Source organism: Kitasatospora sp. NPDC004272 (genome assembly GCF_053603035.1).
On the sequence record NZ_JBSGET010000018.1, the window covers coordinates 35475 to 59426 of the forward strand.

Here is a 23952-nt window from a genome sequence, read left to right on the forward strand (position 1 = left end):
AACACGGGGGAATCCCTCCTCGGGGAACGGTGGAGCGTCCGGGGCGGTGTCCGCGGTCGTTCCGGGCGAAGTCCGGTTGGACGACCGGCGGCCGTTCCAGATGCTCCCTGCAGCGATCCGGTCGGCTGCCGCTTGGTCTGCGGCGGTGATCCTCTTCATCACCGTGGCGGGGTTCGCGGTCTTCGTGATGGTGGAACTGCGAGCCGCGACGATTCCGATGCTGGTCGCCCTGTTGGCGACGGCCCTGCTCTACCCGGTGATGCCCTGGTTGGTGCGCCACGGCGTCAAACGGGGCGTGGCGGCCGGGCTGACCTGCACGATCCTGGTGCTCGCGGTCACCGGCGGGATCGCTCTGCTGGTCAACTCCCTGGTGAACAGCGCACCGCAGATCGCTTCAGGCCTCCAGCAGGCGGGCGACCGCATCGCTTCCTGGCTGGGTCCGTTCGGCGACAAGATCCAGTACGCGCTCAAGGAGAGTTCCGGCTCCGGGAGCACCCTGGTGGACTCGCTCGCCAACGGCGTCCTGTCCGGGCTCGGACTGGTCACCCAACTGCTGACCGGTGGAGTGCTCTCCCTCGCACTGGTCTTCTTCTTCCTGCGGGACGGCCACCGGTTCGGCGACGCGATGCACGACCTGATTCCCGGTCGGCACTCCGAGACGGTCATCGCGTGCGGTCAGCAGGCTTTCACCGCCATGGCCGGCTTCATGCGGGGCACCACCCTGATCGCACTGATCGACGCCACCTTCATCTCCATCGGGTTGCTGGTCCTGGGCGTCCCGGGCGCGGCCGGGCTCGGTGCGCTCGTCTTCATGGGGGCTTACATTCCTTTCGTCGGCGCCTTCCTCTCGGGGACGGTGGCCGTCCTCGTGGCCCTGGCGAACGGCGGGCTCGGTACCGCGCTGTGGGCCCTCGGGGTGGTGCTGGCGGTGCAGGCGATCGAGGGGAACATCCTGCAGCCCCTCATCCAGAGCCGGACGGTCGAACTCCACCCCGCCACCATCATGATCGCGGTGGTGGCCGGGTCCGGGATCGCCGGAATCATCGGTGCTCTGCTCGCCGTGCCGGTCAGCGCCGCCGGGCTCGGCGTGGTGTCCGTCCTCCGGGGAGAGGCGGACAGCCCGGGGTTGCCGGGCGGCCGCCGCAAGCGCCACCGTCTTGAGTCCTGAGGCATTTGTGGGACCGGATCACCGGATGCACCGGCCCGGGCCCGACCCGCAGCGGCTGCTCCACTCCTACCTCCACTTCGGGCCGGACGGTCAGGGAGCGGGGAAGTACGCGGCCATCCAGCGGTCCAACTCGGCGAACACCTCGGCACGGACCGGATCGGCGGACAGAACCAGATCGTGCACCCCACCCCGGATCCGGACGGTGGTGACGTGCCGGCCGAGGCGCGGCGCGAGCGCGGCGATGTCGTCGGCGCGGAGCACCGCGTCGGTGTGCATCAGTGCCGGGTCCCACCGGTTGGTGACGGTGGAGGCGGTTGAGGCCATCAGCAGGACCGGGCAGTCGATCGAGAGCCCGCGGCGCACCTGCCGGTGGCCGTGCTGGATCGCCGCCAGCCATCCGGCGAACAGCGGGAAGCCCTCGGCGGGCTTCAGAGCGAGGTCGAACTCCCAACTGCCGCGGTGGCTCCGGTGGAGGCTGTGGACGTAGTGCGGGTTGAGCGGCGCCGGCAGCTTCCGTGTCGGCGAGGCCCGCCCGACCACGTCGAGCGCGGGGGCGCCGAAGGTCCGTACGGCCGGAGCCGCGGGCATCGAAAGGAACGGGCTGTTCAGGAAGAGGCCGTCGACCAGGCCGCGGTCGGCCCGGCGGGCCGACCACAGCGCGGCGACCAGCCCGCCCGTCGAGTGCCCGTTCACCAGGAGCCGGGTGTGGCCGTCGAGTTCTCGGATGATCCGGACCGCCTCGTCCAGCTCCTCGTCGTAGGCGAGGAGGTTCCTCACGAAGTTGGGGGAATGGTGCGGGCGGAGCGACCTGCCGTACTTGCGGAGGTCCAGTGCGTAGAAGGAGAAACCGCGGGCCGTGAAATGGTCCGCCAGGTGGGTCTGGAAGAAGTAGTCGTTGTAGCCGTGCAGGTACAGCACCGCCTGACGGGAGCCCTCGACCAGCCGGCGGACCAGAGTGGCGCTGACCTCGCCCTCCTCGTCCGGGAGCAGCGGAAGCTCTGCCGCCTCGTACGGGGCCCCCAGGATGTCTTCACGGAATTCCACGCCAGCCACGTCCGTTTCCCGCTCCGCCGCGCCGCCCGGGACCACCCCGGGCGGTACCACCCCAGCGACCATACCGGTCGGTAGTCGCCTCCGTTTGGGAAGAGTGCCCTGGTGGGGCCTAAGCTGCCCGCATGGCTGTCCCTTCGTCGATCGTTCTTCGTCCCGTCATCCTCCGGAACCCGGTTCGATGAGCGGCGTGCCCGCTGACGGGGCGGATCCGCGACCGGTGGAGTGCCAGGTTGCGCTGGGCACCGCCAAGCTGATGCCCGACATCGATCTCGACGGCGGCTGGCTGCTCACCCTCGACGGGACTCCGCAGTCGTACGTCGACCTCCAGGACCCGACGCACCTTGAGTTCGAGTACGTGCAGCGGATCGCTCACCTGCTGGACGTGGCCGAGAACCCCGGCGAGCCGTTGGACGTGCTGCACCTGGGCGGTGGAGCGCTCACCCTGCCCCGCTACCTGGCGGAGACCCGTCCCGGTTCGCGGCAGCAGGTGGTCGAACTGGACGGACCGCTGACCGAGTTCATCGCCGAACACCTTCCCTGGCCGTCCGGCATCGAGGTGACGGTCGGTGACGCCCGGGCGGCACTGGAATCCGTGGCGCCCGCCAGCGTCGACGTGGTGGTCGCCGACGTGTTCCGTGGATCGAGGACACCGGCGCACCTCACCAGCGTCGAGTTCGTGAGGTTGGCCGCCGCCGCGATCCGGCCGGGTGGCTGCTACGCGGCGAACCTGGCCGACGGTCCGCCGCTCGCGTTCGCCAAGGCCCAGACCGCCACGGTCGCGGCCGTGTTCACCCATGTCTGCTTGGTCGCCGAACCTGCGGTTCTGCGGGGTCGGCGCTACGGGAACGTGCTGCTGATCGGCTCCGACGAGCCGTTGCCCGCCGGAGAGTTGGCCCGGTTGCTCGCTTCCGACCCGTTCCCCGCCCGACTGACGGAAGCGCCGGAGCAGGCGGCAGAACCGGTCACGGACGCGACGGCCGAGGACTCGCCCCCTCCGCCCAACGGAGCGTTCTCGATCGGCTGAGCCGAGTCGGCGGGACGGTGGAGTGCTGTGCTGGAAGTCGTACCTGATGGGAGGTTCCCCTTTCGGAGGCGGGGCGTGACCGGTCAAGCGGCGGAGAAGACCAGTCGGCGGATGCGGTCGCGGTAGCCGACCAGTTCCAGGGCGGCGACCATGGGGTGGTTGGTGAGGTTGGTTTCCGCCCGGACCACCTCGGAATGGGTTTCGGCGACCAGGATCCGTGTCGCTTCGGCGAGGAGTTCCGCGGCGTAGCCCCGGCCCCGGAACTCGGGCAGGATCCCGAGGTACCCCACCATCGGGACGACGGAGTTGTGGGTGGGGATGACGAAGCCGACCACCTGCCCCGTCGCCGTCCGCGCTGTCCGCCACCAGGAACGTCGACCGCGCATCTCCCGCTGGTAGAAGGCGACTTCACTCCGGGCGTGAGCTGCCGCACCGGTGCGCAGCACTTCCCGGGTGGAGGTGGTGTCCAGGCTCCTCAGCAGTGACCGACGGAAGAGGTCCACGAAGACTTCGTCGTCGGACTCCGGAGCGAAGAGCAGCCGGTCGGACAGGGAAGGGACGGGGCGCCCCGTCGACCGTTCGAAACGGAGCCGTTCGGCACTGAGTCGCAGGCCGGCGGCTTCGGCCGCTCTGCGGCGCCATGCAACCGATGCGGCGACTTCGGGCCGGTCGCGCCAACCGGACGGTAGGAGGAGGTGGTAGTCGGGGGGTGGAGCCAGCCCTTCGGCGGCGAACACCCGGTGGGCGGCGACGAGCAGCGCGGCGGCGACCGCACTGCGCGGGTCTGTGGTCGGCCCGGGAACCGAAGGCGTTCGCCGGCGCGGTGCGGCAGGCGCCCACATGGGATCGGACCGGGCGAACAGGGCGTCCAGATGGCTCGGACGGGTGTCGGTGGGGCTGCCCCACCAGATGGCGACGGCCAGCGGTGCCCGGCCGGGGCAAGGTTCCGCCACCCAGATCCAGTTGAGTCGGTACTCGCCGTCGGCCAGTCGCGCACGCACCATCTCCGCTGAGACCGCGGTGGACGGGTCGGGCCGCACTTGGGCCAGTACGGTGTTGATTTCCTGCGGGACGATCGGACGGAAGATCACAGTGCCTCCGGGAAAGGGAAGAGGAGGCGCGAAACCCGATCATGGCGATCTGCTGCGATTACTGCGCGGGGACGAACCTGCCGCAAAGAGCGATGACCGGGAGCGCCGTGGAACGGCTGCGGATTCTCGGAACCATCACTGAACTCCTCTCGGAACACGGCACTACAGGACCTCGGCACCGGGGACGGTGAACACCCGGTTTCCTGACAGCGGGACTCGGCTCGCTGTCAGTGATGGCCAAGAGTAGGAGCACGCCTGATCGCTTGCAAATTATTATTCGGGCCGTGATTTCGAGGTCGTGCCACCAGGGTCGAGGGAGGACGCCTCGGGGGGAACGGTCGCGCTTCAAACAGCAGGAGCCTCAAAATATCATGATGTGAATATCGTTCTTATCTGATGCAGCGTGGTGCGGCTCGCTGAACTGCTGCCCGGGCGGCCGGCTTGGCCGCCCGGGCGATTCGTCTGGGGCACGGGTGGTTGCGCGGAATTACCCGAATGAGTGAATTCGGGAAATCTCTACCGGAAAGGGATTGTTCCGATCCGGGCGACGGTAACTGGACGTGGACGACAGGAATCGTGGGGGAGGAACGCCGTGGGACGGCGAGACCGTGTGAGATCCGCAGCCGCAACGGCGTTCCGGGGCCGCCGGCCTGCCAACGGCCTCAGATTCGACCGACCAGGGCGAAGCCGGCATCGGTGACGGCCGAGCGGATCTGGTCGTCCTGAAGGGGTTCGGCCGATTCGACGGTCACCTGGCCGGACTTCGCGTCGGCGGTGACGTTGGTGACCCCGTCCAGGGCGGTCAGTCCCGCAGTGACGGTCCGTTCGCAGTGGCCGCAGCTCATTCCCTCGACGCTGAAGACGGCAGTGGTGGACATGGGGACCTCCGTTGGACGGGCAGGAGTGGGGCGGCCGCGAAGGGCCGAAGGACGCCGTACAGCACAACGCACCTGGCCGAGGCGGGGTATCGGGACACGCCGGTGGGTGCCTCCAACGAGTGGCGCTCTGCACGTGAGTCCGCCACGGTCCGGGCGGTCGACCACCGATGGGGTGGACGCGGGACGGAGCGAGCGCCGGCCGTGCCGTCCGGCGGCTGTGCTTTCGGCTCGGCCGCCGTCGAAATTTCCGGGTCACCTACCCCGAGGAGTGGAGGGATTTTATTTGTTGAATTGTTGAAAATATCCCGCTACGGTCAGCCGCATCGATATCGCCGGTGCCCCTGGACGGTCACCGACGCGAGGGGAGGGGTCCCGATGGGGGAGAGCGCAACAACGGTTGAGGAGCGGGAAGAAGCGCGAGAACCCATGCTCGCCGCGTTGGCCGTTTCGGCCCGGCGGTTCGCCGGGTCCATTCTGCTCGGGCTGGTGGCGGGCTTGGTACTGCAAGCCTGGACAGTGGCTTTTCTCGGCCGGTTGGGACCTGAAGCGCTCTATGTCCGTTCGGTGTACACCCCGATCGGTTATCTCGTCCTCGCGGTGACCGAGGGGCTGGTGGTCGCTTCTCAAGTGTCCGCAGGCATCGCGGCCCGGAACGGCAGGAGCAGGGAAGCGCTCAAATCCCTGCCGACGTTCTTCGCGGTCGGCGCCGGGCTGCTGGTGCTGCAAGCCGTGGCCGTACTGACGGCGTCGGGCCCGGTCCTGGACGCTCTCGGGGTCGTCCCGGGCGCACGGCACTCGGTGCTGGTCTTCGTCGTCGCCTTCGCCCTGACCAGTGCGGTCGGGTTGCTTCCCTACCTCGGCGCGGGCGTTCTGCGCGGCCTGGGGCACACCGGTCCGGCCGCCTGGCTCGGAGTGTTGTTCACCGCGCTGTCCATCGTCGGAACGGTCGTGCTCCACGCGGTCACGGGGCTCGGCGTGCTGGCGGTGCCGATCGGAGGACTGCCCGCCACCCTGGTGGTCGGCACGGCTGTCGTGGTCGTCCTCCGGCGCAAGCAGGTGGCCCGACCCGCGCTGGTCGGTGACCGGGCCGCAGTGCGCGAACTCCTGGGCCTCGGTGCGCCGGTGGCCGGCACGTTCCTGCTGCTGTCCACCGTGACCTTCGGGTACCTACGGGTGCTGCGCGAAGCCGGGCCGATCGAGGTCGCCGGCTTCTCCCTCGGGCAGATGGCGGTAGGGCTGCTGATGGTCGTCGCGATGGCCGTCGGATCCGGTACGGCGATCGCCGTCACCCTGCGACCCGGCGGGAACCGGAGAAGGATCAACCACGCGGGTCTGGTCACCGTCCTGCGACTCTCGCTGCCCCCGTACCTGCTGCTCGGTGCGGCGGCCTTCCTGCTGCGGCAGCCGCTCGCCCAGGCCCTGACCACGGATCGGGCCGCGGCCGCGGTAACGGCCGGGTACTTCGCCTGGGTCGGCCCGACCCTCGTCCTCTTCGGCGGAACACTCGCGCTGCTCAGCTACCTGGAACAGATAGGCCGCGCGGGAGCGGCCTTCCTGCTGAACGTCGTGTACTTCGCCCTGATGCTGGCCGCCGCCCTCCTCATGCCCGCGCCCGTGAACGCCGAAGAGCTGTCCAAGTTGATGGCGGTGGGCAACGTCCTCGGGTTCATCACGCTCTGGTTCAGCGTGCGCCACCTCGTTCTGCGTCGGTGACGGGGGTGCCCAACGGCTCCGGTTCCGCTTCTCGGCTTCGCGCCAGGTCGTCGGGGACGAGGGAGAAGACGACCAGGTCGACCCGGCCGTCGTGGACGTGACCCGCGTTCCGGAGCACACCCTCCTTGTGGAACCCTGCCTTCTCGGCGACCCGCCGGGAAGCGGTGTTGCCGGTGGCGGCGAACAACTGCAGGCGCTGGAAGCCCTGCTCACCCAGCAGCCACTCACCGAGCGTGCGCGTCGCCTCGGTCATCACGCCGCGGCCGCGGGCCCACGGGGCGCTCCAGTAACCGACCTCGCTCACCCGCGCCGGCCAGTCGGTCTTCTTCAGACCCACCGTGCCGAGCAGCCTCCCGGAGCCGAGGGCGGTGATGGCGAAGTGCACGCCGTCACCGGAGGTGCGCAGGCGGTGCGACACGTCGGTGCACCACGACGCCGCGTGCTCGGTGGAGTACGGGCGGGGGAGCGGGAGCCACTGCTGGGTCAATTCGTCCGAGCAGGCCGCCCTGGTGTCCTCCACGTCCTCGGCGGTGAACGGGCGGAGCAGCAGCCGATCGGTGCGCAGCACGGTTTCGGGGAAGATCGGCGGCACGGTGGACTCCTGGTCGGATGGCGGACTGCACGCGAGGCGGTCGCTGGTGGCCGGTCCGGGCCGGTCGGGCGCGCTCGCGGTCGGATATCGGCAGGCCCCGGCACCCGGAGGCTTCGGATGCGTCCTGCTGCCGAATTGTCGGGGCGGCCTGTCGCCCACGGGTTCGCAGGCCACGGCAGTGCTCGTGACCGCTCACTCTACTGGGTGCCGAAAGCGATTTCCGTCGAGGGCGAACCAAAGCTCCCTCTCGCCGAATTCAACGTTCGGCAGGTCGGTTTCCAGTACCGTGGCAGTCTGCTGACAACCGCGAGGCCCGTGCGGCCGGGGTGCGGTGGCCCGTGGGGCACACGGCAGTCGGGAGCCGGTGCGGAGAGAGTGGGGACGATCGGCGTGGCGGACGGCGCGGACAGCTCGGCGATGCGGGTCGACAACACCATGTCGGGCACCGTGCACGGCACGTCGATGCAGGTCGGCAGCGTCCACGGGGGCATCGCCTTCCACTACGCGGCAGCTCCGGCGCCCGGTACCAGGCCCGATCAGGTGCCCAGGCCGCCACGGCGCTTCGTCAACCGCCGTGCCGACCTGGCTCGACTGGACGGGCTGCTCGCCGAAGGTGCCAGTGCCGTGCTCAACGGCATGCCCGGCATCGGCAAGACCTCCACGCTCTACCGCTGGGCGCACGACAACCAGCAGCACTTCCCGGACGGCCAACTCTTCGTCGACTTCGCCGAACTGCGTTCCGCGGCCGGTGCCGACCTTTCCGAGGCGCTCACGATGTGCCTGCGCGCCCTGGGAGTGCCGGACGAGCGGCTCGGCAGCGGAACGGCTGAACTGGAGAGCACGTTCCGCAGCGAATCCGCGAAACGCCGACTGCTGGTGGTGCTCGACGAGGTCACCGAACCCAGCCACGTCCGAAGCCTCACTCCCAAGGGTGAAGGCAGCATCGTCCTGGCGACCTCCAAGCGGCGACTCGGCGAGCTGGCCCTGCACGACGTCGAGTTGGTCGAACTCGACGTCTTCGACCCGGACGCCGCCAAGGAACTGCTCGGCGAACTCTGCGGACGCGCGGCCCTCGACGCCGACCCGGACGCGGCGGACCGGCTCGCCGAACTCTGCGGCGGTCTCCCGATCGCGCTGCGCATCGTCGCGGCCCGTCTGCAGAGCGACCGGCTGACCCTCGCCCAGCTGGCCGACGAACTCGCCGACGAGCGCCAGCGACTCGGCCGGCTCACCCTCCAGGGGACCGACGCCACCGGCGTCTCCGCCACCCTGAGCCTGGCCTACCGCGACCAGAGCGAGCCCGCCGCTCGGCTGTACCGGACCCTCGGAGACCTGCCCGGGGTCAGTTTCGATTCCGGCGTCGTTGCCGCCGCGGCCGGGCTCGACGCCGCGACCAGCGCCGGGCTGCTGGCCGACCTCGCCGACGCGCACCTCGTCCACCGCACCGACGACGGACGCTACCAACTGCACAGCCTGGTCCGGTTGCACGCCCAGGAGACCGCCCGGGAGACCGATCCGCCGGAGACCGAGCGGCAGATCGTCCAGCGGGTGACCACCCACTACCTGGCACTCACGACGCTCGCCGACCTGGCAGTCCGAGCCGGTCGACTGCGCATCCTCAAGCTCGACGAAGTCCTGCGACAGCCCGTCGACCAGGTCGACGCGTTCGTGGAGCGTTCCCCCTTCGCGGCCTCCGCCACACCGGGCCGGGACGCCGTCGAATGGCTGGAGGCCGAGCGGCCGAACCTGATGGCGGTGCTGCGCGCGGCGGTCCGGTTCGGTTTCGACCGTCAGGCGTGGCAGCTCGCCGAGGTCCTGACCGTGCTCTTCCTGCACCACCGCCACCTCGCGGACTGGCGAGAATCCCTGGCCCTCGGGGCGGACGCGGCCCACCGCGATCACCAACCCGCGGCCGAGGCACGACTGCGGAGCATGCTCTCCCGCCCGTTGATGGACCTGCGCCAGGACGACCGCGCACTGGCGGAACTGGAGACGGCGATCGAGCTGGCGGACGCGTCCGGACACCCGGTGCTGCCCGGTTCGGTCCGCGAACTCCTCGGACGCTACTGGGACCGGCGGGATCCGGAACGGGCCGCCGCCGTCTACCGGGAGTCGCTGGAGATCAACGAACGGGCCGGGGAAGCGCGCGGCGCGGCCCTCGCCCGCTACTTCCTCGGCAGGGCCCTGCTGGTCGCCGCAGACGGGGAGGGCCGGCCCGCGCTCGGAGGGACCGGCGAGTCGATGGAGGTCGAGGCGGAACGGCAACTTCGTGCCGTGTACGCGGAGTTCCTCGGCCTGGTCAGGGAGGACGGTACACCGGAACCGGACCGGCGGATGGCAGCCCGGGCCCTGGCCGACCTGGGGCGAGCCCAGGCCCGGTGCGGTGCGGCGGTGGACGCCACGGCGACGCTCGGGCGCGCGGTGGGGGAGCTCAGGGAGCAGCAGGCGTTCCACTACGAGGCCGAGGCACTCGAATCCCTCGCAGAACTGACCGAGAACGCTGGCGAACGGCGCGGGCTGCTTGAGCGAGCCGTGGAGATCTACCGGGAGAGCGGCAATCCGAGGGCGGCGGAAGTACAGGCGCTGCTCGCGGAGTGAAACCCGCGGTCCGCTCGTCCGCCAGGAAATCGTGCCGACGGCGGACAACAGGGTCGACCGAACGGGAGCCGGGAAATGTCCAATTGGTTGGTTTGGCGGCTATTAGGCCTTAATCGGGTGTGGGCTCGGTCAGTTCGGGCACCTTCTGGATCGTCAGTTCGCGGCAGTGCGAGCCCAGATCCAGCAGGAGGCCCGAATGATCGAGCAGTTCGGTGCGGAGCGTGTCACGCAGCACGGTGTAGAAAGCCGCGGCCGCCGTTCCAGGAGCCAGTGGTTGCCCGTCGACGGGGCGGACCGCGAACCGCGGTCCGCCCGCCAGATCGATGAGCACACCGTCGGGCAGTGGCACGGCGATCAGGAGGGCGGCGTAGTGGGCCCGGAGCGCGGTGACCTGCCGGTGGGCCGCGTCGAGCGAGGCGGACGGGCGCCCACAGGTCAGGACGGAAGCACTGTCGGTGAGGTGCGGGTCGGGTTCCTCGGTATCACTCGCCAGATGCCAGAAGACTCCACCGGATTCCTCATCAGGTTCGCGCACCGATGCCGGGTAGCGCTGCACCGATACGCGCGGGAACGGAGTACCGGAGGCGACGAGTACCGTCTCCACCTGGAAGGAGGTGGGGAGCGGTGTGCCAGCCCGGGGGACGGGCGGGAAGGCACGCGCCCGCCCGCCCGAGCCGGAATCCGGAAGGGGATCCAAGTCCAGCAGTTGGTAGAGCAACCGGCGGAGTTTCGGGAACGCCGATCCCCGTTCCGTGAACGCGCGGTCGGTGGCGGCCGCGAGCAGATCGGGACGGTGATCGGAGACCGCCGCGTCGATCTGCGGGCGCAGCGGGGCGGACCGGTCGAGCGGCGGAGCGGAACGGCGGAGGAGGTGGCCGGCGGTGCCGGGCACCGCCTCCTCCCCGAAGGCCGCCAGCAGGACGGGCTTGCCGAGCGCGGCTCCGTAGAGGGTCACCGAACCGTGGTCCCCGACCACCACGTCGGAAGCGGTCAGCGCCTGTTGCCAGCCCTCCGTCGGATCGATCAGCAGAGCGCCCGCGGCCAGCGCCGCGCGCTGCAGCACCCGCACCTGCCAGGCCCCGTGGCCGGACCAGACGTTCGGATGCAGCACCAGGGCGAGCCGGTACCCGTCGGAGGGGAGTTCCGCCAGCAGCCGGGCGGGAAGATCCGGATGGCGGCCGATCAGCGAACCCTGGCCCCAGGTCGAGGAGACGAAGAGCAACTTTTGCCCAGGCGCGACCCCGAGCGAGGAACGGTAGCGATCCCGCCAGCGCGAGCTTGCGTGCAACCGGTCCAGACACGGGTCGCCCACCAGCACGGTCCGGCCGACGGTGGCCGGGTGCACGGCGGCGAGTTGGCTCTCCTGATCGGGGTGCGACACGGCGAGCCAAGCCCGACGTGCCGTCAGCAGTTGATCGGGGACCAGTCCGGAAAGCCGTGTTCCCGAGGAAGCCGAGTCCGGAACGAACTTCTGGAAGCCCACGCCGTGCGGAAGGACGAGTACCGGATAGTCGCCGGCCGGGACGCCGATGTTCTCGCTCGCCGAAACCATCAGGTCGGGCTTCGCCTCGGCGAGTTGATCCCACGGCAGGGTGCGACAGCGCAGCGAACGGAGCAGCTCCGGAACGCCTTCGCCGAAGGCGGAGGTGGGATCGTGGGCGAATACGACCGCCAAACGGTGGTCGTCGCCCACCAGGTCCGGCAGGACCTCCAGGACGCGGACGAGGGAAGTCACCGTCCGGGCCGCGACCACCACGGTGCGCTCGCTGTCGAAGGTGCGCCAGCGCCAGGCGTCCGGGCCGACTGGGACGAGGATGCGCCTATCGAAGTCCACCGGACACCTCCGCCCCCGGGAGCGATGGTACCGAGCCGGTCAGCTCAGCCCGCCCGGTTCGCGGTTCGCGGTTCGCGGTTCGCGGTTCGCGGTTCGCGGTTCGCGGTTCGCGGTTCGCGGAAGGGTCCGTAGCGGATCGGAGGAGGTGTGACAAGACGTTCAGCACCTGCTTCTCCGTATCCGTCGAGTTCTCCCAGAAGGCTACTGGAGGACGTTGAGCAGCGGTGACAGGGCCCGTCATCGGGTGAGCGGGGATCAGTCTGTGGGGAGGGGCACGGTCTGCGAGGGGGCGGGGGTTCGAACCGGGCGGGTGGCGGCGGAAGGTTCGAGGAGGGAGGCGGCGAACGCGGCATCGAGCTGTGGACGGCTCCTCGGCGCCGCAGCCACGAGTTGGGGGTCAACGGTGAGGAGGGTGATGTCCAGCGGAGCGACCAGCGTGCGCAGGGCCGGTTCGGAGAGTTCGGCCCAGGGCTGGGCGGCCCCGCACACACGAGCCAGGAGGACGACGGAGGTGAAAGCCACCGCGGTCCGATCACCGAGCGGGGTGCGGAAGAGCCGAGCGGTGCAGCCCAGCGGGCCGACCTTGACCGGCACCAGGAGAACACCGGCCGGGGCAGGTTCGGCGGGCTCCGGATCCACGGCGTCGTAGCGCTGCTGCACGGGATGCCTCCACGTGGATGGTGGTCGCGGGAACGGGCCGGTGGCCGTCCGGCACCGCGATGTCGTGGCATCGACGCTACGCCGGAAGTCTCGGCGAGGTACGGCGTCCTGACGGCTTCTTGATCCTCACGAGGGTCGGGCCGACGGGCCGCAGCGGCCGGGGAGCACGGAGAAGCAGGCGGAGGTATGCAGCAGGGTGAGGACACGACCGGTAGCGTCCGGACGGTCGGTGTGGAGGGAAGGGGAACGCTTTGGTGCGGGTACGGGTGGCAGCGGCGCAGTTCGAGTGCGCCCGGAGAGACGTGAACGCCAACGTGCGGCTGATCGCAGCTCTGGCAGCTGAGGCACGGGAGGCCGGTAGCGCGGTGATGGTCTGCCCGGAACTGGCGCTCACCGGGTACGAGCCCGGTCTGATCGGTGCGGACCGGGCGCTGTGGACCGAGGCGGAGGACGTGCGCCTCGACCCGCTGCGCACCACCGGGATCGCGATCGTGGTCAACGGCGCCGCAGCGGGGCCCGGCGGCCGACCGCAGATCGTCAGCACCGTGTACGCCCCGGACGGCACCGTGGCGGCGGTGTACGCGAAGGAGCACCTGTACGAGAACGAGCAGGAGGTGTTCGAGCCCGGAAACGGTGGTGGCCGCTTCTGGCTGGACGGTGTCGGGTACTCACTGGGGACGTGCTTCGACAACCATTTCCCCGAGGTGCCCGCGAGGAACGCCGCCCGGGGCTGCCAGGTCCACCTCGCGAGTTCGTTGTACGGGACGGGAGGCGGACGGGAGGAGCGCAGCGCCCTCCACCCGGCGATCGCCAAGGCCACCGGGATGTACGTGGTGCTCGCCAACCACGTCGGCCCCGCCGGGCCGTGGACGGGCTGCGGGGGCAGCGCCGCGTGGGCACCGGACGGGGCCGTGGTGGTCGAGGCCGATGAGAGCGGACCCCGGCTGCTGGTGGCCGACCTGGAGGTGGAGAAGCGCGGCTGAAGGCGGGGACCCGGAGCGTCGGGCGGGGTTCAGCGATAGTCGTCATCGGGGACGCGGTCGGCCAGATCGTCGAGCACGGTGAACCGGACCGCCTCGCGCAGCGGCTCGTCCGGCTCGGCGTCGTCGAGTTCGGCCTCGGCGTCCTCGTCCGGGTACACCAGGTGCACGGCGGCTTCTTCCGCGGTCGCGGCGCCGGCATCCGGTCCGACGTCGGTGCCCTCGGTGTCGATCCCGTCCTCGACCAGGCGGCCGGCCCGTGGCGAGGGCCCGTCGGCCCAGCGGTCGTCGACGGCCTCGGGGTTGTTGTCGGGTTCCTCCTCCGCCAACAGCTGATCCAGGGACTCGCCGCGTTCGGCCTCCTCGGGCGTGGTGCCGTACGCGGTGGCGCCCCGGTAGCCGTCCGGCGGGATGACTCCGGTGTCGAGAGGGTCGTCGTCCAGCCGGTCCGTGAGCAGGGAATCGGCAGGTTCGAGAACGCCGTCGTCCTCGGCGGGGTCCGGCTCCTGGGCGTCCCAGTCGGTCATGACAGCACCTGTCCTCGTCACTCGGGGTGAGGTCACACGCAGTTTCTTCATGCTCGCCAGGGAGCCACCCGGCCCGCAACACGGCGCGGTGGCGAGGAGCCCGGCGCGACAGCGGAGCGAGCGGCTCGCGGAAGGAGCGAGCGGAGACGGGTAGTGGCGGCCCCGTGCGGCGGGGACCGGGTGGAACGCGCGGAGCGGGGGCTGGGGCGGGGCGGGCAACGACCGTCCGGTGCCGGTACGAGCCAGGGCGCGGTGTGTGGGGCTGGCCGGTGGTGGCAGCGCGGAAGTCGTCGGATGTCTCAGGAGGGATCCCGGTCGGGAGAAGCGGAAAGGAGGTAGCGGTGAAGGGGTTCGACGGTACGGCGGCCGGGCCCCGGGTTCCGCTCGGAGAAAGGGCGGCGGCCGGGCGTCGGGGCGCCAGGGTGGCACGGCATGATGGGGCGCATGGAACGTACGTGCTCTCGCCGGTTTGTGCGGTCGGGTCGGGTGTGCGGATGGGGTGCGCGGTGATCGGTCGGGCCGGTGGAGCGCCGGGTTTCGTCGGGCGGCGCCGCGAAGTGGCACAGCTGGTCGGGGCAGTGCGGGCCGCCCCGGCGGTGGTGCTGGTGGAGGGCGAGGCGGGGGCGGGGAAGTCCGCGCTGGTCGGGAAGGCGCTGGCGGAGTGCGGGACACCGGGAGAGCGGGTGCTGACCGGCCGGTGCCACCCGGTGGCCGCGCCGACCTGCTACGGTCCGCTGCTGGACGCGCTACGACGCGGCCGCCCGGTACTGGCGGCGGCCCAGTTGCCGCCGAGCGCCGGCGCCCTCCGGGCCTGGTTGCCGGACCTGGCCGACCTGCTGCCGGAGGAGGACACCGCCGGCGCGGGCGGCGACGAGCGGTACCGGCTGGCCCAGGGTCTGCTGGCGCTGCTCGGTGCGCTGGGCGAGGTGGTGCTGCTGGTCGAGGACGCGCAGTGGGCCGATCGGGGTACCAGGGAGCTGTTGCTGCTGCTGGCCAGGGACCCGCATCCCGGCCTGTCACTGGTGGTGACCTACCGGGCGGAGGAACTGCCGGACGGGGCACCCGTGCTGGGAGCGGCCTACCGCTGCCCGCCCGGCGTCTCCGGGGGGCCGCTCCGGGTCGGGCCCCTGGAGCGGGCCGAGGTACTGGAACTGGTCCGCACTGCGCTCGGCAGCGGCTCGGCCGGCCCCGCCGCAGGCCCTGTCCCGGGCTCCGGGGCGGGCCCCGGCCCCGGTACGGCATCCGCACTCGCCGCCCTGCTGTACGACCGCTCCGGCGGGCTCCCGGCCGCGATCGTCGAAGACCTGGCCCTCCTGCAGGAGGACGGCCACCGTGCCGACCCGGTAGCGGCTCTGTCCGGCGCGGAACCGCCGCGCGGCCTGCGGGAGGCGGTGACCGAACGGCTGGCCGGCCTCGACGGGCAGGCGCGCACGGTGACGGAGGCGGTCGCCGTGCTGGACGAACCGGCCGGTGAGGAGCTGATCGCCGAGGTCGCCGCGCTGTCCGCCGAGCAGGTCTCCGCGGGGCTGGTGGAGGCCCTGCGCGCGGCAGTGCTGGACGAACCCGCCCCGGCCCGGTACGCGTTCCGCCGGGAAACCGCCCGGCAGGTGGCATACCGGCGGATACCGGGCCCGACCCGGTCCGCGCTGCACCGCCGGGCCGTCGAAGCACTGCGCGCCAGGGAACCGCAGCCGCTCGCCCGGATCGCCGCGCACACCCGTGCTCTCGGAGACCGGAACGCCTGGCCGCAGGCCGCCGAAGCCGCGGCCGAGCAGGCCGTGGAGCAGGGCGACACCGCGGCGGCCGGATCGCTGCTGCGCGAACTGCTCGCCGAGGCCGACCTCACCCCCGAGCGCCGGGGACGGGCCGCCCGGGCGCTCTCCGGACTCGCCGCGAACGCCGCCTACGACGCCGCCAGCACCGAGGTGCTGGCCGACATCATCGCCGACCCCCGGTTGCCGGTCGCCGACCGGGGCGAGGTCCGGCTGACCCTAGGGCTGCGGGTGGCGGTCCAGGGCGGTGACCGGGACGGCTTCGCCCTGATCGAACAGGCCGCCGACGAACTCATCGCCGAACGGCCGGCCCGCGCCGCCCGGGCCCTGGTCGCGCTCGCGATGAACGAGCGCGACGGCGAGGGCGCGGCCGCCTGGGAGCGGATGGCCAAGGCCGCAGCCGCCCTGGAGGGCGAACCCGACGAGGAGGTGGCCGCCGCCTACCGGGCCACCCGGCTCACCTTCCAGGCCCGCGAGGGCGACCCCGAACTGTGGCCCGAACTCGACCGGCTGCCGCGCGACGCCTCCAGCCCCGAACTCGTCCGGCAGACCACCCGGGCCCTGTTCAACGTCGGTGACATCGCGATGGAGACCGGTCACGACCGGCGGGCCGGGCGGCTGCTCACCGAGAGCCGCGCCCTGGCCCGGCAGGCCGCCATCTCCTACCTGGAGTGCTACAGCAGGATCGCCCTGCTGCGCCTGGACGGCCTGGCGGGGCGCTGGCAAGGGCTGGAGGAGCGGTTCGAGGCGCTCGGCACCGAGTACCCGGACGTGGCGATGGCCCGGGTGGAACGGGCCATGCTGTTCGGTCGGCTGGCCGCCTCACGGGGCCGGCTGGCGGTGGCGCGGGCCGAGTTCGAGTCCGCCGCCAGGTACGGGGAGCGGGAGTCGCAGGTCACCGCGGCGATCAGGGCCGCCGCCGGGCTGGGCGCGGTGGAACTGCTGGAGCGCGGTGCGGAGGCCGCCGCCGTCGTGCTGGGGCCCGCGGTCGCGATCCTGCGCCAGGCCGGGGCGTGGGCCCGCGGCGGGGAGCTGCTGCCGATCGCGGTGGAGGTCGCGCGGGGCGTCGGTGACGAGGGCGCGGCCCGGCACCTCACCGAGGAGGCGGCGGAGGCGCTCGGCGGGGCGGACGCGCCCGCCGCGCACGCGGGGCTCCACCAGGCGCGGGGCGTGCTGCTGGAGGGCACGGACCCGGGCGGTGCGATCGAGTCCTTCCACCGGGCCAGGGACGCCTGGCGGGAGATCGGCCGCCCCTACGAGGCGGCGAAGGCGGAGGAACGGCTGGCCCGGGCGCTCGCCGAGCGGGACCCGCAGACCGCGGCCGAGCGGCTGGCCGCCGCCGAAGCCACCTACAACACCCTCGGAGCGGCCTCCGACGCCGCCCGCTGCCAGCACGTCCGGCGTGATCTTGGACTGGGGCGGATGGCCTCGCCCGGGCGGCGCGGATACGGCGAGGCGCTGTCGCCACGCGAGCGGCAGGTCGCGGAACTGGTGGGCCAGGGGGTCAGCAACCAGGACATCGCCCAGGCCCTGTTCCTGTCGCCGCGCACGGTCGAGCACCACGTGGCCAGTGTGCTGCGGAAGCTGGGGGTGGGGCGGAAGGACGTGGCGGAGGCGCTGGCCGAGAGCGAGGGCTGAGGGAACGGGCACCGGTGTGAGCCAATGGAGTGACGCCGGAGCGGAGCGGCGGGCCTCTGGCTACGGGCAGCGGCGCTGGGGCCGACGCGCCACCAGGGACCGGCTGGCTCGGCGGCGGGTGCGGTGTGGGGCGGGCACGGTGGCATCGGTTCCGGTGGCGTCGGGTGGGCCTCAGGGCGCGGCGGGGAGGCGGCAGGGTGCAATCGGGAGGACAACCGGTGGGTGTCCTCCCGGGCCGTCCCCACCGGTGCGCAGTGGGGCGGCGGTCGAGCGGGTCGAGCCGGTGGTGCGGGTTCGCGCGAGCGGGGGCGGGCCTACCGGCGGGTCGCGTCGGTGGGCGCCTCGGACGTCGCCCCGTCGGTCGCGCCGTCGGTCGCGCCGGGAGCCTCCGGGCGCGACGGCCGCTCGGGCGCGGGCGGTCGGGGTGGGTGACGGGACGTCAGTGGTGGAGGGTGGCGTACGCGGCGGCGGTGTCGATGTGGGCGCCGTGGCGGTGGCGGAGGGCGGGGTCGGTGTACGCGGTGGTGGCGGCCGTGGTGAGGGCCTCGGTGCGGGTGAGGGCGCGGACGGCGAAGGTCTGTTCGCCGCGGGCGCCGGCGGGGCTAGTGGTGGGCATGGTGACCAGCCAGAGCGGCAGGTCCAGCGAGAGGAGGAACCGCAGCGCGGGGGCCGGGACGCTGGCGGTGGCGGTGGCGGTGGCGGTGAGGGTCATGGTGGCGGTCGGTGTCAGGGACGGGGGTGGTGGGAGAGCCGGGCGAGTCGGGTGAGGGTGGCGCGGCGGGTCTGGCGTTCGACGGTGCCGCGGCGCGAACCGGTCGCGGGCTGGTCGGTGAGGGCGGTGAAGTGCTCGCTGGCGTACAGGCGGAAGCGCTCGCGACGGGTCATCCGGACCTCCGGGTCGAGGGTGGGAGGGAACGGGTACCAGCTAAGCGGGGGCCGGGTGCGGTGATCAATGCGTAGCGGTACCCATCGCGGTGGGCGAAGGGTGGGTAGTGGTCGGGCGGGAGCGGGGGTACCCAGGGTTCGGGTCGGATGTTGGGTAGGGGATACGCATTGTTCGGCCACTGGGGCGGGGCTTTGCTTGGTGCTCCCGATGACGGCCGCCAGTCGGCCCCCGGCCGCCCAGGAGGTTTCGATGACCCGCCGTGAACTCTTCCGCCGTTACGCCGCCGAGCACTTCACCGCCCCGGACGTGTCGGCCGGCCACCGGGCCCGGTGCCGGGGGGCGGTCGAGCGGCAGACCAGCCGGGCCCGGCTGGCCACGCTGGCGCGGATCACCCCCAGGTACCCGGTCCCGGAGGCGGGGGCCGCGGTGCCCGGTCAGCGCCGGGGGCTGCAACCGCTGTCCGGGGAGGGCCGGGCGTCCGTGCGGATCCCCGCGCAGCGCCCGCACGGGGGCCGGCCCGCCGCCTCGGAGGGCTGAGGGAGGGCAGGGAGCCGGTGGGGGAACGGGCGGCGGGGGAACGGGGGCCGCCCCCTGACGGGGAGTCAGGGGGCGGGCGGGGCGGGGCTCAGCGGATCAGGTGGGGGAGGAAGCGGGCGCCCTGGTGGGTGATGGGGCTGTCGTCCGTCTCGCGGATGCCCAGGCCGGCTGACTCGCCGTCGACGACCCAGGTCCCCAGGACGGGCCGGTTGCCGTCGAAGTCGGGCAGTGGGTGGTACTGCTGGTAGCAGTGGCCCTCGGCGCCGTAGCGGTCGGGGTCGCCGGCCCAGTCGGCGAGCCGGGTCTGGCTGCCGTCGGGCCCGACGATGCGGATGCCGGCGCCCTCCCGGCCGAGCAGCGGCTTGGCGGCGTAGCCGGGGCCGCCCGGGTCGGCGAGTTCGCGCGGGCCGTCTAGGTAGGCGGGTAGCAGGTTGGGGTGCCCGGGGTTGAGCTCCCACAGGACGGCCAGCAGGGCCTTGTTGGAGAGCAGCATCTTCCAGGCGGGCTCGATCCACAGCGTGGAGCCGGTGCCGCCGCCGAGGTCGATGACGTTCAGCAGGTGGTCGGCGAACTCGTCGTCGACCAGCCACTCCCAGGGGTAGAGCTTGAACGCGGAGCGGATGAAGCGGTGCTCCAGGTCGACGAAGCGGCCGGACATCTCGTCCCAGCCGATGTCCTCCATCGCGATGCCGACGGTCCGCAGGCCGGCCTGCTCGGCGCACTCCTGCAGGTAGAGGGTGGTGAGCCAGTCCTCGCCCTCGGTGTCGCCGCGGGAGTGGGCGAAGTGGACGGGGCCGGGCGGAAGGAGGTGCTTCTGGCCCGCCCAGGACTCGACCAGCCGCTCGTGCAGTGAGTTCCACTGGTCGGCCTCGGGGAAGCGCTCCTCCATCCAGAACCACTGCGGCCCGGCGGCCTCGATCAGCGAGGTGGGGGTGTCGGCGTTGTACTCGAACAGCTTGGCCGGCCCGGTGCCGTCGTAGGCGAGGTCGAAGCGGCCGTACACGCTGGGCTGCTCCTCGCGGCGGCGCCAGGACTCGGCGACGACGGCGGCCAGCCGTGGGTCGGTGATGCCGAAGTCGGCGAAGCGGCCGGTGCGCACCACGTGTTCGGCGGCGGCCAGCGAGAGTTCGTGGAGCTCCTCGACGACCTCCTCCAGGGCCTCGACCTCGGGCAGCGAGAACTCGTAGTAGGCGCTCTCGTCCCAGTAGGCGTGCGGGCCGCCCTGGTTGCACGGGTCGGAGCACATCGCGTACACAAGGCCCTGGGACTCGACGGTGGCCAGCCAGTCGGGGCGCGGGGTGATGGTGTGGCGGCGCAACCGGATCAGCCCCCGCCCGAACCGCTGCTGCTGCCCTTGGGGCAACCGAAGCCGCCGCGCTTGGCCGCGGACTTGCTGAAGGTCCCGCCGCTCGCGGTGGCACTGCCGTAGCCGCAGTAGTACCACTGGCCCGCGCCCGAGCCGCCCGCCGAGCAGGAGTGCGAATCGAGGACCTTGAGGGTGCTCGGGTCGACGCAGCGGCTCGGCGTCCTGGTGGACGAGGAGCAGCCGGAGAGGGTCAGCGCGAGGGTGCCGACCATGCCCAGGGCGACGAAGCCCGAGCGGCGGCGGGCACCGGGCGTCGGCCGGTCCGGTCCGGTGGTCGAGGAGGGCGGCGGTGTCATGGCGGATCATCGTACGCGGGTCGTCGGATGATAGGGGAGGTGCCCCGGGGAACTGACGGGACACCAGGTGCATGGGATATCTTTTGCCGATCCTTGACCGAGTTGTGGCCCGTGCGGCCGTCCGACCCTCCGGAGAGTCCCCGCAGATGAACGACATACTCCACGGCCTCGGCGCGGCCGCCGTCTACGGCTTGGTCGGCCTGCTCCTGCTGCTGCTCGGCTACCTGCTGATCGACGTCCTCACCCCCGGCAAGCTGGGCCGGCTGATCTGGGCCGAGGGCAACCGCAACGCGGCGGTGCTGCTCAGCTCGGCGCTGCTCGGTGTCGGCGGCATCGTCTACACCGCGATCCGGTACACCTACGAGGACTTCGGCAAGGGGCTGCTGTCCACGCTGTGCTTCGGCGTCCTGGGCCTGCTGCTGATGGCGCTCGCGTTCTGGCTGCTGGACCTGCTCACCCCCGGGCGGCTCGGCGCGATCCTGGTCTCCACCGAGCCGCACCCGGCGGTGTGGGTGTCGGCCAGCTGCAACCTGGCCGCCGCCGCGATCGTGGCCGCCTCGATCGCCTGAGCCCGCGGGCCCCGACCCGGGGCCAGCGGTCGCCTGAGCCCGCGGCTCCCGGCCCGGGGTTCAGCGGTGGGCGGTCGGCAGCAGTTCGGCGAACAGCGGTGCCACCTGCCCGGTCTCCAGCAGGAACCCGTCGTGGCCGTACGGCGAGGAGAGCACCCGCGACGCGTCGGCGTCCGGCAGCAGCGCGGCCAGTTCGGACTGCTGGGCGGGTGGGTACAGCCGGTCCGAGTCGACCGCGGCGACCAGCGCCGGGACGGCGGCCCGGCGCAGCGCCGCGGCGGTACCGCCCCGGCCCCGGCCGACGTCGTGCGCGTTCATGGCCTGGTTGAGCACGACGTAGCTGCCCGCGTCGAAGCGGTGGGCGAGCTTGGCGGCGTGGTGGTCGAGGTACGACTCGACGGCGAACCGCCCGCCCCGCCAGGGGTGCTCGCCGGACTGCGGGGCGCGTCCGAAACGGGCGGTGAGCTCCGGTTCGCTGCGGTAGGTGATCTGGGCCAGGCGGCGGGCCAGCCCCAGGCCCCGGTGCGGGCCGTGACCCGGCGGCAGGTGGTGGTAGTCGCCGCCGTGCCACCCCGGGTCCGTGCGGATCGCGTGCAACTGTGCGGAGGCGTGCGCGATCTGCTCGGCCGAGGCGGCCGCCGCGGTGGCCAGCACCAGCAGCGCGCCGACCCGCCGCGGGTGCGCCACCGCCCACTCCAGGGCGCGCATCCCGCCCATCGAGCCGCCGACCACCAGCGCCCAGCGGTCGATGCCGAGGGCGTCGGCGAGGAGCACCTCGGCGGCGACCTGGTCGCGCTGGGTGAGGAACGGGAACCTGCTGCCCCACGGCCGCCCGTCCGGCGCGGCCGAGGACGGCCCGGTGGACCCCTGGCAGCCGCCGAGCACGTTCGGTGCGACGACGAACCAGCGGTCGGTGTCCAACGCCCGTCCGGGCCCGACCAGTTCCGTCCACCAGCCCGCCGTCGGGTGCCCGGGTCCGGCCGGGCCGGTGAGGTGGCTGTCCCCGGTCAGCGCGTGCAGCACCAGCACCGCGTTGGAGCCGTCCGGGCGCGGCGCCCCCCAGGTCTGGTAGGCCAGCCGGGCGCCGGGCAGGGTGCCGCCCGCCTCCAGGGCGAGCGGTCCGGGCAGCGCGAACCAGCGCCGCCCGCCGACCGGGTCGCCGTCCCGCCAGGCCCCGGAGGCCGGTGCCGCGGAAACCCCGGGGAGCGGCGGGACGGCGTGCTGCGCCGAGCCGTTCAGGACGCGCCCTTCGCCGAACGGAAACCCGCCTCCAGGTCGGCCCGCAGGTCCGTGACGCTCTCCAGCCCGACCGACAGGCGCACCAGGCCCGGCGCCGTGCCGGTGGCCGCCAACTGCTCGGCGTCCAGCTGGCTGTGCGTGGTCGAGGCCGGGTGGATCACCAGGCTGCGCACGTCCCCGATGTTGGCGAGGTGGCTGAACAGTTCCAGCCCGTCCACGAACCGCCGCCCCGCCTCGACGCCGTCGCGCAGCTCGAAGGAGAGCACCGCGCCCGCGCCGCGCGGCAGGTAGCGCTGCGCCGCGTCGTACCAGCGGCTGGACGGCAGGCCCGGGTAGTGGACGACCGCGACCTCGTCGCGCTGCTCCAGCCAGCGGGCCAGTTCGAGGGCGTTCGCGGTGTGCCGCTCCAGTCGCAGCGACAGCGTCTCCACGCCCTGCAGCAGCAGGAACGCCGAGTGCGGGGAGAGTGCGGGGCCGAGGTCGCGGAGCAGTTGCACCCGCAGCTTGGCGGCGAACGCGCCCGGGCCGAGGGCGTCCCAGAAGCGCAGGCCGTGGTAGCTGGGGTCGGGCTCGTTGAAGCCGGGGAAGCGCTCGGGGTGGGCGCCGAAGTCGAAGCTCCCGCCGTCCACGACCACGCCGCCGATGGTGGTGCCGTGGCCGCCGAGGAACTTGGTGGCCGAGTGCACCACGACGTCCGCGCCGTGCTCCAGCGGCCGCAGCAGGTACGGGGTCGGCACGGTGTTGTCGACGATCAGCGGTACCCCGGCGGCGTGCGCGACGTCCGCGACGCCGCGCACGTCCAGCACGTTGCCGCGCGGGTTGCCCAGCGACTCCGCGAACAGTGCCTTGGTGTTCGGGCGGACCGCCGCCCGCCACGCCTCCGGGTCGTCCGGGTCCTCGACGAAGCTCACCTCGATGCCGAACCGGGGCAGGGTGTGCCGCAGCAGGTTGTACGTGCCGCCGTACAGCGAGGCCGAGGAGACCAGGTGGTCGCCGGCCCCGGCCACCGTCAGCAGCGCCAGTGTCTCGGCGGCCTGCCCGGAGGCCACCGCGACCGCCGCCACGCCGCCCTCCAGCGAGGCGAGGCGCTGCTCCAGCACGTCGGTGGTCGGGTTGTGGATGCGGGTGTAGATGTTGCCCGGCTCGGCGAGCGCGAACAGGTCCGCGGCGTGCGCGGTGTCCCGGAAGGAGAACGAGGTGGTCTGGTAGATCGGCACCGCCCGGGCCCCGGTCGCCGGGTCGGGCTGCGCGCCCGCGTGGATCTGCCGGGTCTCGAACGACCAGCCGGGAACGGCCTCGGGGCTCTGCTCGGACATGCTGCTCCTGTACGGATCACGGGCGCGCCGCGGGAACGGCGCAGGGCCGTCGCTCGGACGCGGGAGGGTGGGCAGGGGGGCACCGACGGCGGGCCTGCGCGGCCCGGGGCGCCTTCCGCACGGGCGGCGCGGCGCCGCCGGACGGTCACGGCGCCAGGTAAGCACAGGCCGCGAACGGCCCGCCAGCGGATCGCGGAAGCGGCAACGGGAGGACA

21 protein-coding genes are annotated in these 23952 nt (G+C 72.4%); 8 read left to right on the forward strand and 13 right to left on the reverse strand.

Annotation, left to right across the window (positions count from 1 at the left end):
* Positions 1–46 precede the first annotated feature (46 nt).
* The gene (locus ACWEO5_RS08565) at positions 47–1168 is read left to right on the forward strand and encodes an AI-2E family transporter (RefSeq protein ID WP_452161382.1); all 1122 of its coding nucleotides are present in this window, start codon (positions 47–49) and stop codon (positions 1166–1168) included.
* 90 nt (positions 1169–1258) lie between these two features.
* Here the strand turns inward: ACWEO5_RS08565 and ACWEO5_RS08570 are convergent, their stop codons facing one another.
* Entirely contained in the window at positions 1259–2212 is a 954-nt protein-coding gene (locus ACWEO5_RS08570) for an alpha/beta hydrolase (RefSeq protein ID WP_452161384.1), read from the reverse strand.
* Positions 2213–2399: 187 nt separating this feature from the next.
* On the opposite strand from ACWEO5_RS08570, the gene ACWEO5_RS08575 reads away from it, so the two are divergent.
* Positions 2400–3245, forward strand: a complete 846-nt coding sequence (locus ACWEO5_RS08575) for a spermidine synthase (RefSeq protein WP_452161386.1) — start codon at positions 2400–2402, stop codon at positions 3243–3245.
* A gap of 83 nt (positions 3246–3328) precedes the next feature.
* Here the strand turns inward: ACWEO5_RS08575 and ACWEO5_RS08580 are convergent, their stop codons facing one another.
* Positions 3329–4336 (reverse strand): GNAT family N-acetyltransferase, encoded by a 1008-nt coding sequence (locus ACWEO5_RS08580; RefSeq protein ID WP_452161388.1) that lies wholly within the window; start codon positions 4334–4336, stop codon positions 3329–3331.
* A 662-nt stretch (positions 4337–4998) separates the two neighbouring features.
* On the reverse strand, positions 4999–5214 hold the full coding sequence (locus ACWEO5_RS08585) for a heavy-metal-associated domain-containing protein (protein ID WP_452161390.1): 216 nt from the start codon (positions 5212–5214) through the stop codon (positions 4999–5001).
* Positions 5215–5589: 375 nt separating this feature from the next.
* Here ACWEO5_RS08585 and ACWEO5_RS08590 point away from each other — a divergent pair, with 375 nt between their 5' ends.
* A complete protein-coding gene (locus ACWEO5_RS08590; protein WP_452161392.1) occupies positions 5590–6927 on the forward strand; it encodes an MATE family efflux transporter in 1338 nt (445 codons plus the stop codon).
* Here the strand turns inward: ACWEO5_RS08590 and ACWEO5_RS08595 are convergent.
* Positions 6896–7519 carry a GNAT family N-acetyltransferase gene (locus ACWEO5_RS08595; protein ID WP_452161394.1) on the reverse strand — a complete coding sequence of 208 codons (624 nt, stop codon included), beginning with the start codon at positions 7517–7519 and terminating at the stop codon, positions 6896–6898. The two genes, ACWEO5_RS08590 and ACWEO5_RS08595, sit on opposite strands and share 32 nt — an antisense overlap.
* Positions 7520–7894: 375 nt before the next feature.
* Between ACWEO5_RS08595 and ACWEO5_RS08600 the strand changes: the two genes are divergently transcribed.
* Positions 7895–10117 (forward strand): NB-ARC domain-containing protein, encoded by a 2223-nt coding sequence (locus tag ACWEO5_RS08600; protein ID WP_452161396.1) that lies wholly within the window; start codon positions 7895–7897, stop codon positions 10115–10117.
* A 109-nt stretch (positions 10118–10226) separates the two neighbouring features.
* Here ACWEO5_RS08600 and ACWEO5_RS08605 read toward each other — a convergent pair whose 3' ends face one another.
* Positions 10227–11951, reverse strand: a complete 1725-nt coding sequence (locus ACWEO5_RS08605) for a hypothetical protein (RefSeq protein WP_452161398.1) — start codon at positions 11949–11951, stop codon at positions 10227–10229.
* 255 nt (positions 11952–12206) lie between these two features.
* A complete protein-coding gene (locus ACWEO5_RS08610) occupies positions 12207–12611 on the reverse strand; it encodes an SAV_915 family protein (protein WP_452161400.1) in 405 nt (134 codons plus the stop codon).
* Between the two features lie 266 nt (positions 12612–12877).
* Between ACWEO5_RS08610 and ACWEO5_RS08615 the strand changes: the two genes are divergently transcribed.
* On the forward strand, positions 12878–13594 hold the full coding sequence (locus tag ACWEO5_RS08615; RefSeq protein WP_452161402.1) for a carbon-nitrogen hydrolase family protein: 717 nt from the start codon (positions 12878–12880) through the stop codon (positions 13592–13594).
* Between the two features lie 29 nt (positions 13595–13623).
* Here ACWEO5_RS08615 and ACWEO5_RS08620 read toward each other — a convergent pair whose 3' ends face one another.
* Entirely contained in the window at positions 13624–14118 is a 495-nt protein-coding gene (locus ACWEO5_RS08620; RefSeq protein WP_452161404.1) for a DUF5709 domain-containing protein, read from the reverse strand.
* Positions 14119–14612: 494 nt separating this feature from the next.
* On the opposite strand from ACWEO5_RS08620, the gene ACWEO5_RS08625 reads away from it, so the two are divergent.
* Positions 14613–17528, forward strand: a complete 2916-nt coding sequence (locus tag ACWEO5_RS08625) for an AAA family ATPase (protein ID WP_452161406.1) — start codon at positions 14613–14615, stop codon at positions 17526–17528.
* A 439-nt stretch (positions 17529–17967) separates the two neighbouring features.
* On the opposite strand, the gene ACWEO5_RS08630 is transcribed toward ACWEO5_RS08625, so the two are convergent.
* Entirely contained in the window at positions 17968–18240 is a 273-nt protein-coding gene (locus ACWEO5_RS08630) for a hypothetical protein (protein ID WP_452161408.1), read from the reverse strand.
* Positions 18241–18254: 14 nt separating this feature from the next.
* A complete protein-coding gene (locus ACWEO5_RS08635) occupies positions 18255–18413 on the reverse strand; it encodes a hypothetical protein (protein ID WP_344550288.1) in 159 nt (52 codons plus the stop codon).
* Between the two features lie 250 nt (positions 18414–18663).
* Between ACWEO5_RS08635 and ACWEO5_RS08640 the strand changes: the two genes are divergently transcribed.
* Positions 18664–18951, forward strand: a complete 288-nt coding sequence (locus ACWEO5_RS08640; protein WP_452161410.1) for a hypothetical protein — start codon at positions 18664–18666, stop codon at positions 18949–18951.
* Between the two features lie 88 nt (positions 18952–19039).
* On the opposite strand, the gene ACWEO5_RS08645 is transcribed toward ACWEO5_RS08640, so the two are convergent.
* Entirely contained in the window at positions 19040–20269 is a 1230-nt protein-coding gene (locus ACWEO5_RS08645; protein ID WP_452161412.1) for a glutathionylspermidine synthase family protein, read from the reverse strand.
* Between the two features lie 5 nt (positions 20270–20274).
* Positions 20275–20613 (reverse strand): hypothetical protein, encoded by a 339-nt coding sequence (locus tag ACWEO5_RS08650; protein ID WP_452161414.1) that lies wholly within the window; start codon positions 20611–20613, stop codon positions 20275–20277.
* Between the two features lie 146 nt (positions 20614–20759).
* Here ACWEO5_RS08650 and ACWEO5_RS08655 point away from each other — a divergent pair, with 146 nt between their 5' ends.
* Positions 20760–21182: a DUF350 domain-containing protein gene (locus ACWEO5_RS08655; protein ID WP_033256358.1), complete on the forward strand. Its 423-nt coding sequence runs from the start codon at positions 20760–20762 to the stop codon at positions 21180–21182.
* Positions 21183–21242: 60 nt separating this feature from the next.
* Here ACWEO5_RS08655 and metX read toward each other — a convergent pair whose 3' ends face one another.
* Together metX and ACWEO5_RS08665 are read right to left on the reverse strand one after the other, a co-directional pair.
* Positions 21243–22421: a homoserine O-acetyltransferase MetX gene (gene metX, locus ACWEO5_RS08660; protein ID WP_452161451.1), complete on the reverse strand. Its 1179-nt coding sequence runs from the start codon at positions 22419–22421 to the stop codon at positions 21243–21245.
* Positions 22418–23737, reverse strand: a complete 1320-nt coding sequence (locus ACWEO5_RS08665) for a bifunctional o-acetylhomoserine/o-acetylserine sulfhydrylase (protein WP_452161416.1) — start codon at positions 23735–23737, stop codon at positions 22418–22420. Before ACWEO5_RS08665 ends, metX begins: the two co-directional genes overlap by 4 nt.
* Between the last annotated feature and the right edge of the window lie 215 nt (positions 23738–23952).

What these genes read in the sequence shown, in the direction of transcription:
- ACWEO5_RS08635 (WP_344550288.1), bottom strand. Translation starts at nt 18,413, where the DNA reads ATGACCCGTCGCGAGCGCTTCCGCCTGTACGCCAGCGAGCACTTCACC.
- ACWEO5_RS08640 (WP_452161410.1), top strand. Translation starts at nt 18,664, where the DNA reads ATGACCCGCCGTGAACTCTTCCGCCGTTACGCCGCCGAGCACTTCACC.
- ACWEO5_RS08585 (WP_452161390.1), bottom strand. Translation starts at nt 5,214, where the DNA reads ATGTCCACCACTGCCGTCTTCAGCGTCGAGGGAATGAGCTGCGGCCAC.
- ACWEO5_RS08590 (WP_452161392.1), top strand. Translation starts at nt 5,590, where the DNA reads ATGGGGGAGAGCGCAACAACGGTTGAGGAGCGGGAAGAAGCGCGAGAA.
- ACWEO5_RS08630 (WP_452161408.1), bottom strand. Translation starts at nt 18,240, where the DNA reads ATGACCCTCACCGCCACCGCCACCGCCACCGCCAGCGTCCCGGCCCCC.
- ACWEO5_RS08625 (WP_452161406.1), top strand. Translation starts at nt 14,613, where the DNA reads ATGGGGTGCGCGGTGATCGGTCGGGCCGGTGGAGCGCCGGGTTTCGTC.
- ACWEO5_RS08655 (WP_033256358.1), top strand. Translation starts at nt 20,760, where the DNA reads ATGAACGACATACTCCACGGCCTCGGCGCGGCCGCCGTCTACGGCTTG.
- ACWEO5_RS08665 (WP_452161416.1), bottom strand. Translation starts at nt 23,737, where the DNA reads ATGTCCGAGCAGAGCCCCGAGGCCGTTCCCGGCTGGTCGTTCGAGACC.
- ACWEO5_RS08620 (WP_452161404.1), bottom strand. Translation starts at nt 14,118, where the DNA reads ATGACCGACTGGGACGCCCAGGAGCCGGACCCCGCCGAGGACGACGGC.
- ACWEO5_RS08650 (WP_452161414.1), bottom strand. Translation starts at nt 20,613, where the DNA reads ATGACACCGCCGCCCTCCTCGACCACCGGACCGGACCGGCCGACGCCC.
- ACWEO5_RS08575 (WP_452161386.1), top strand. Translation starts at nt 2,400, where the DNA reads ATGAGCGGCGTGCCCGCTGACGGGGCGGATCCGCGACCGGTGGAGTGC.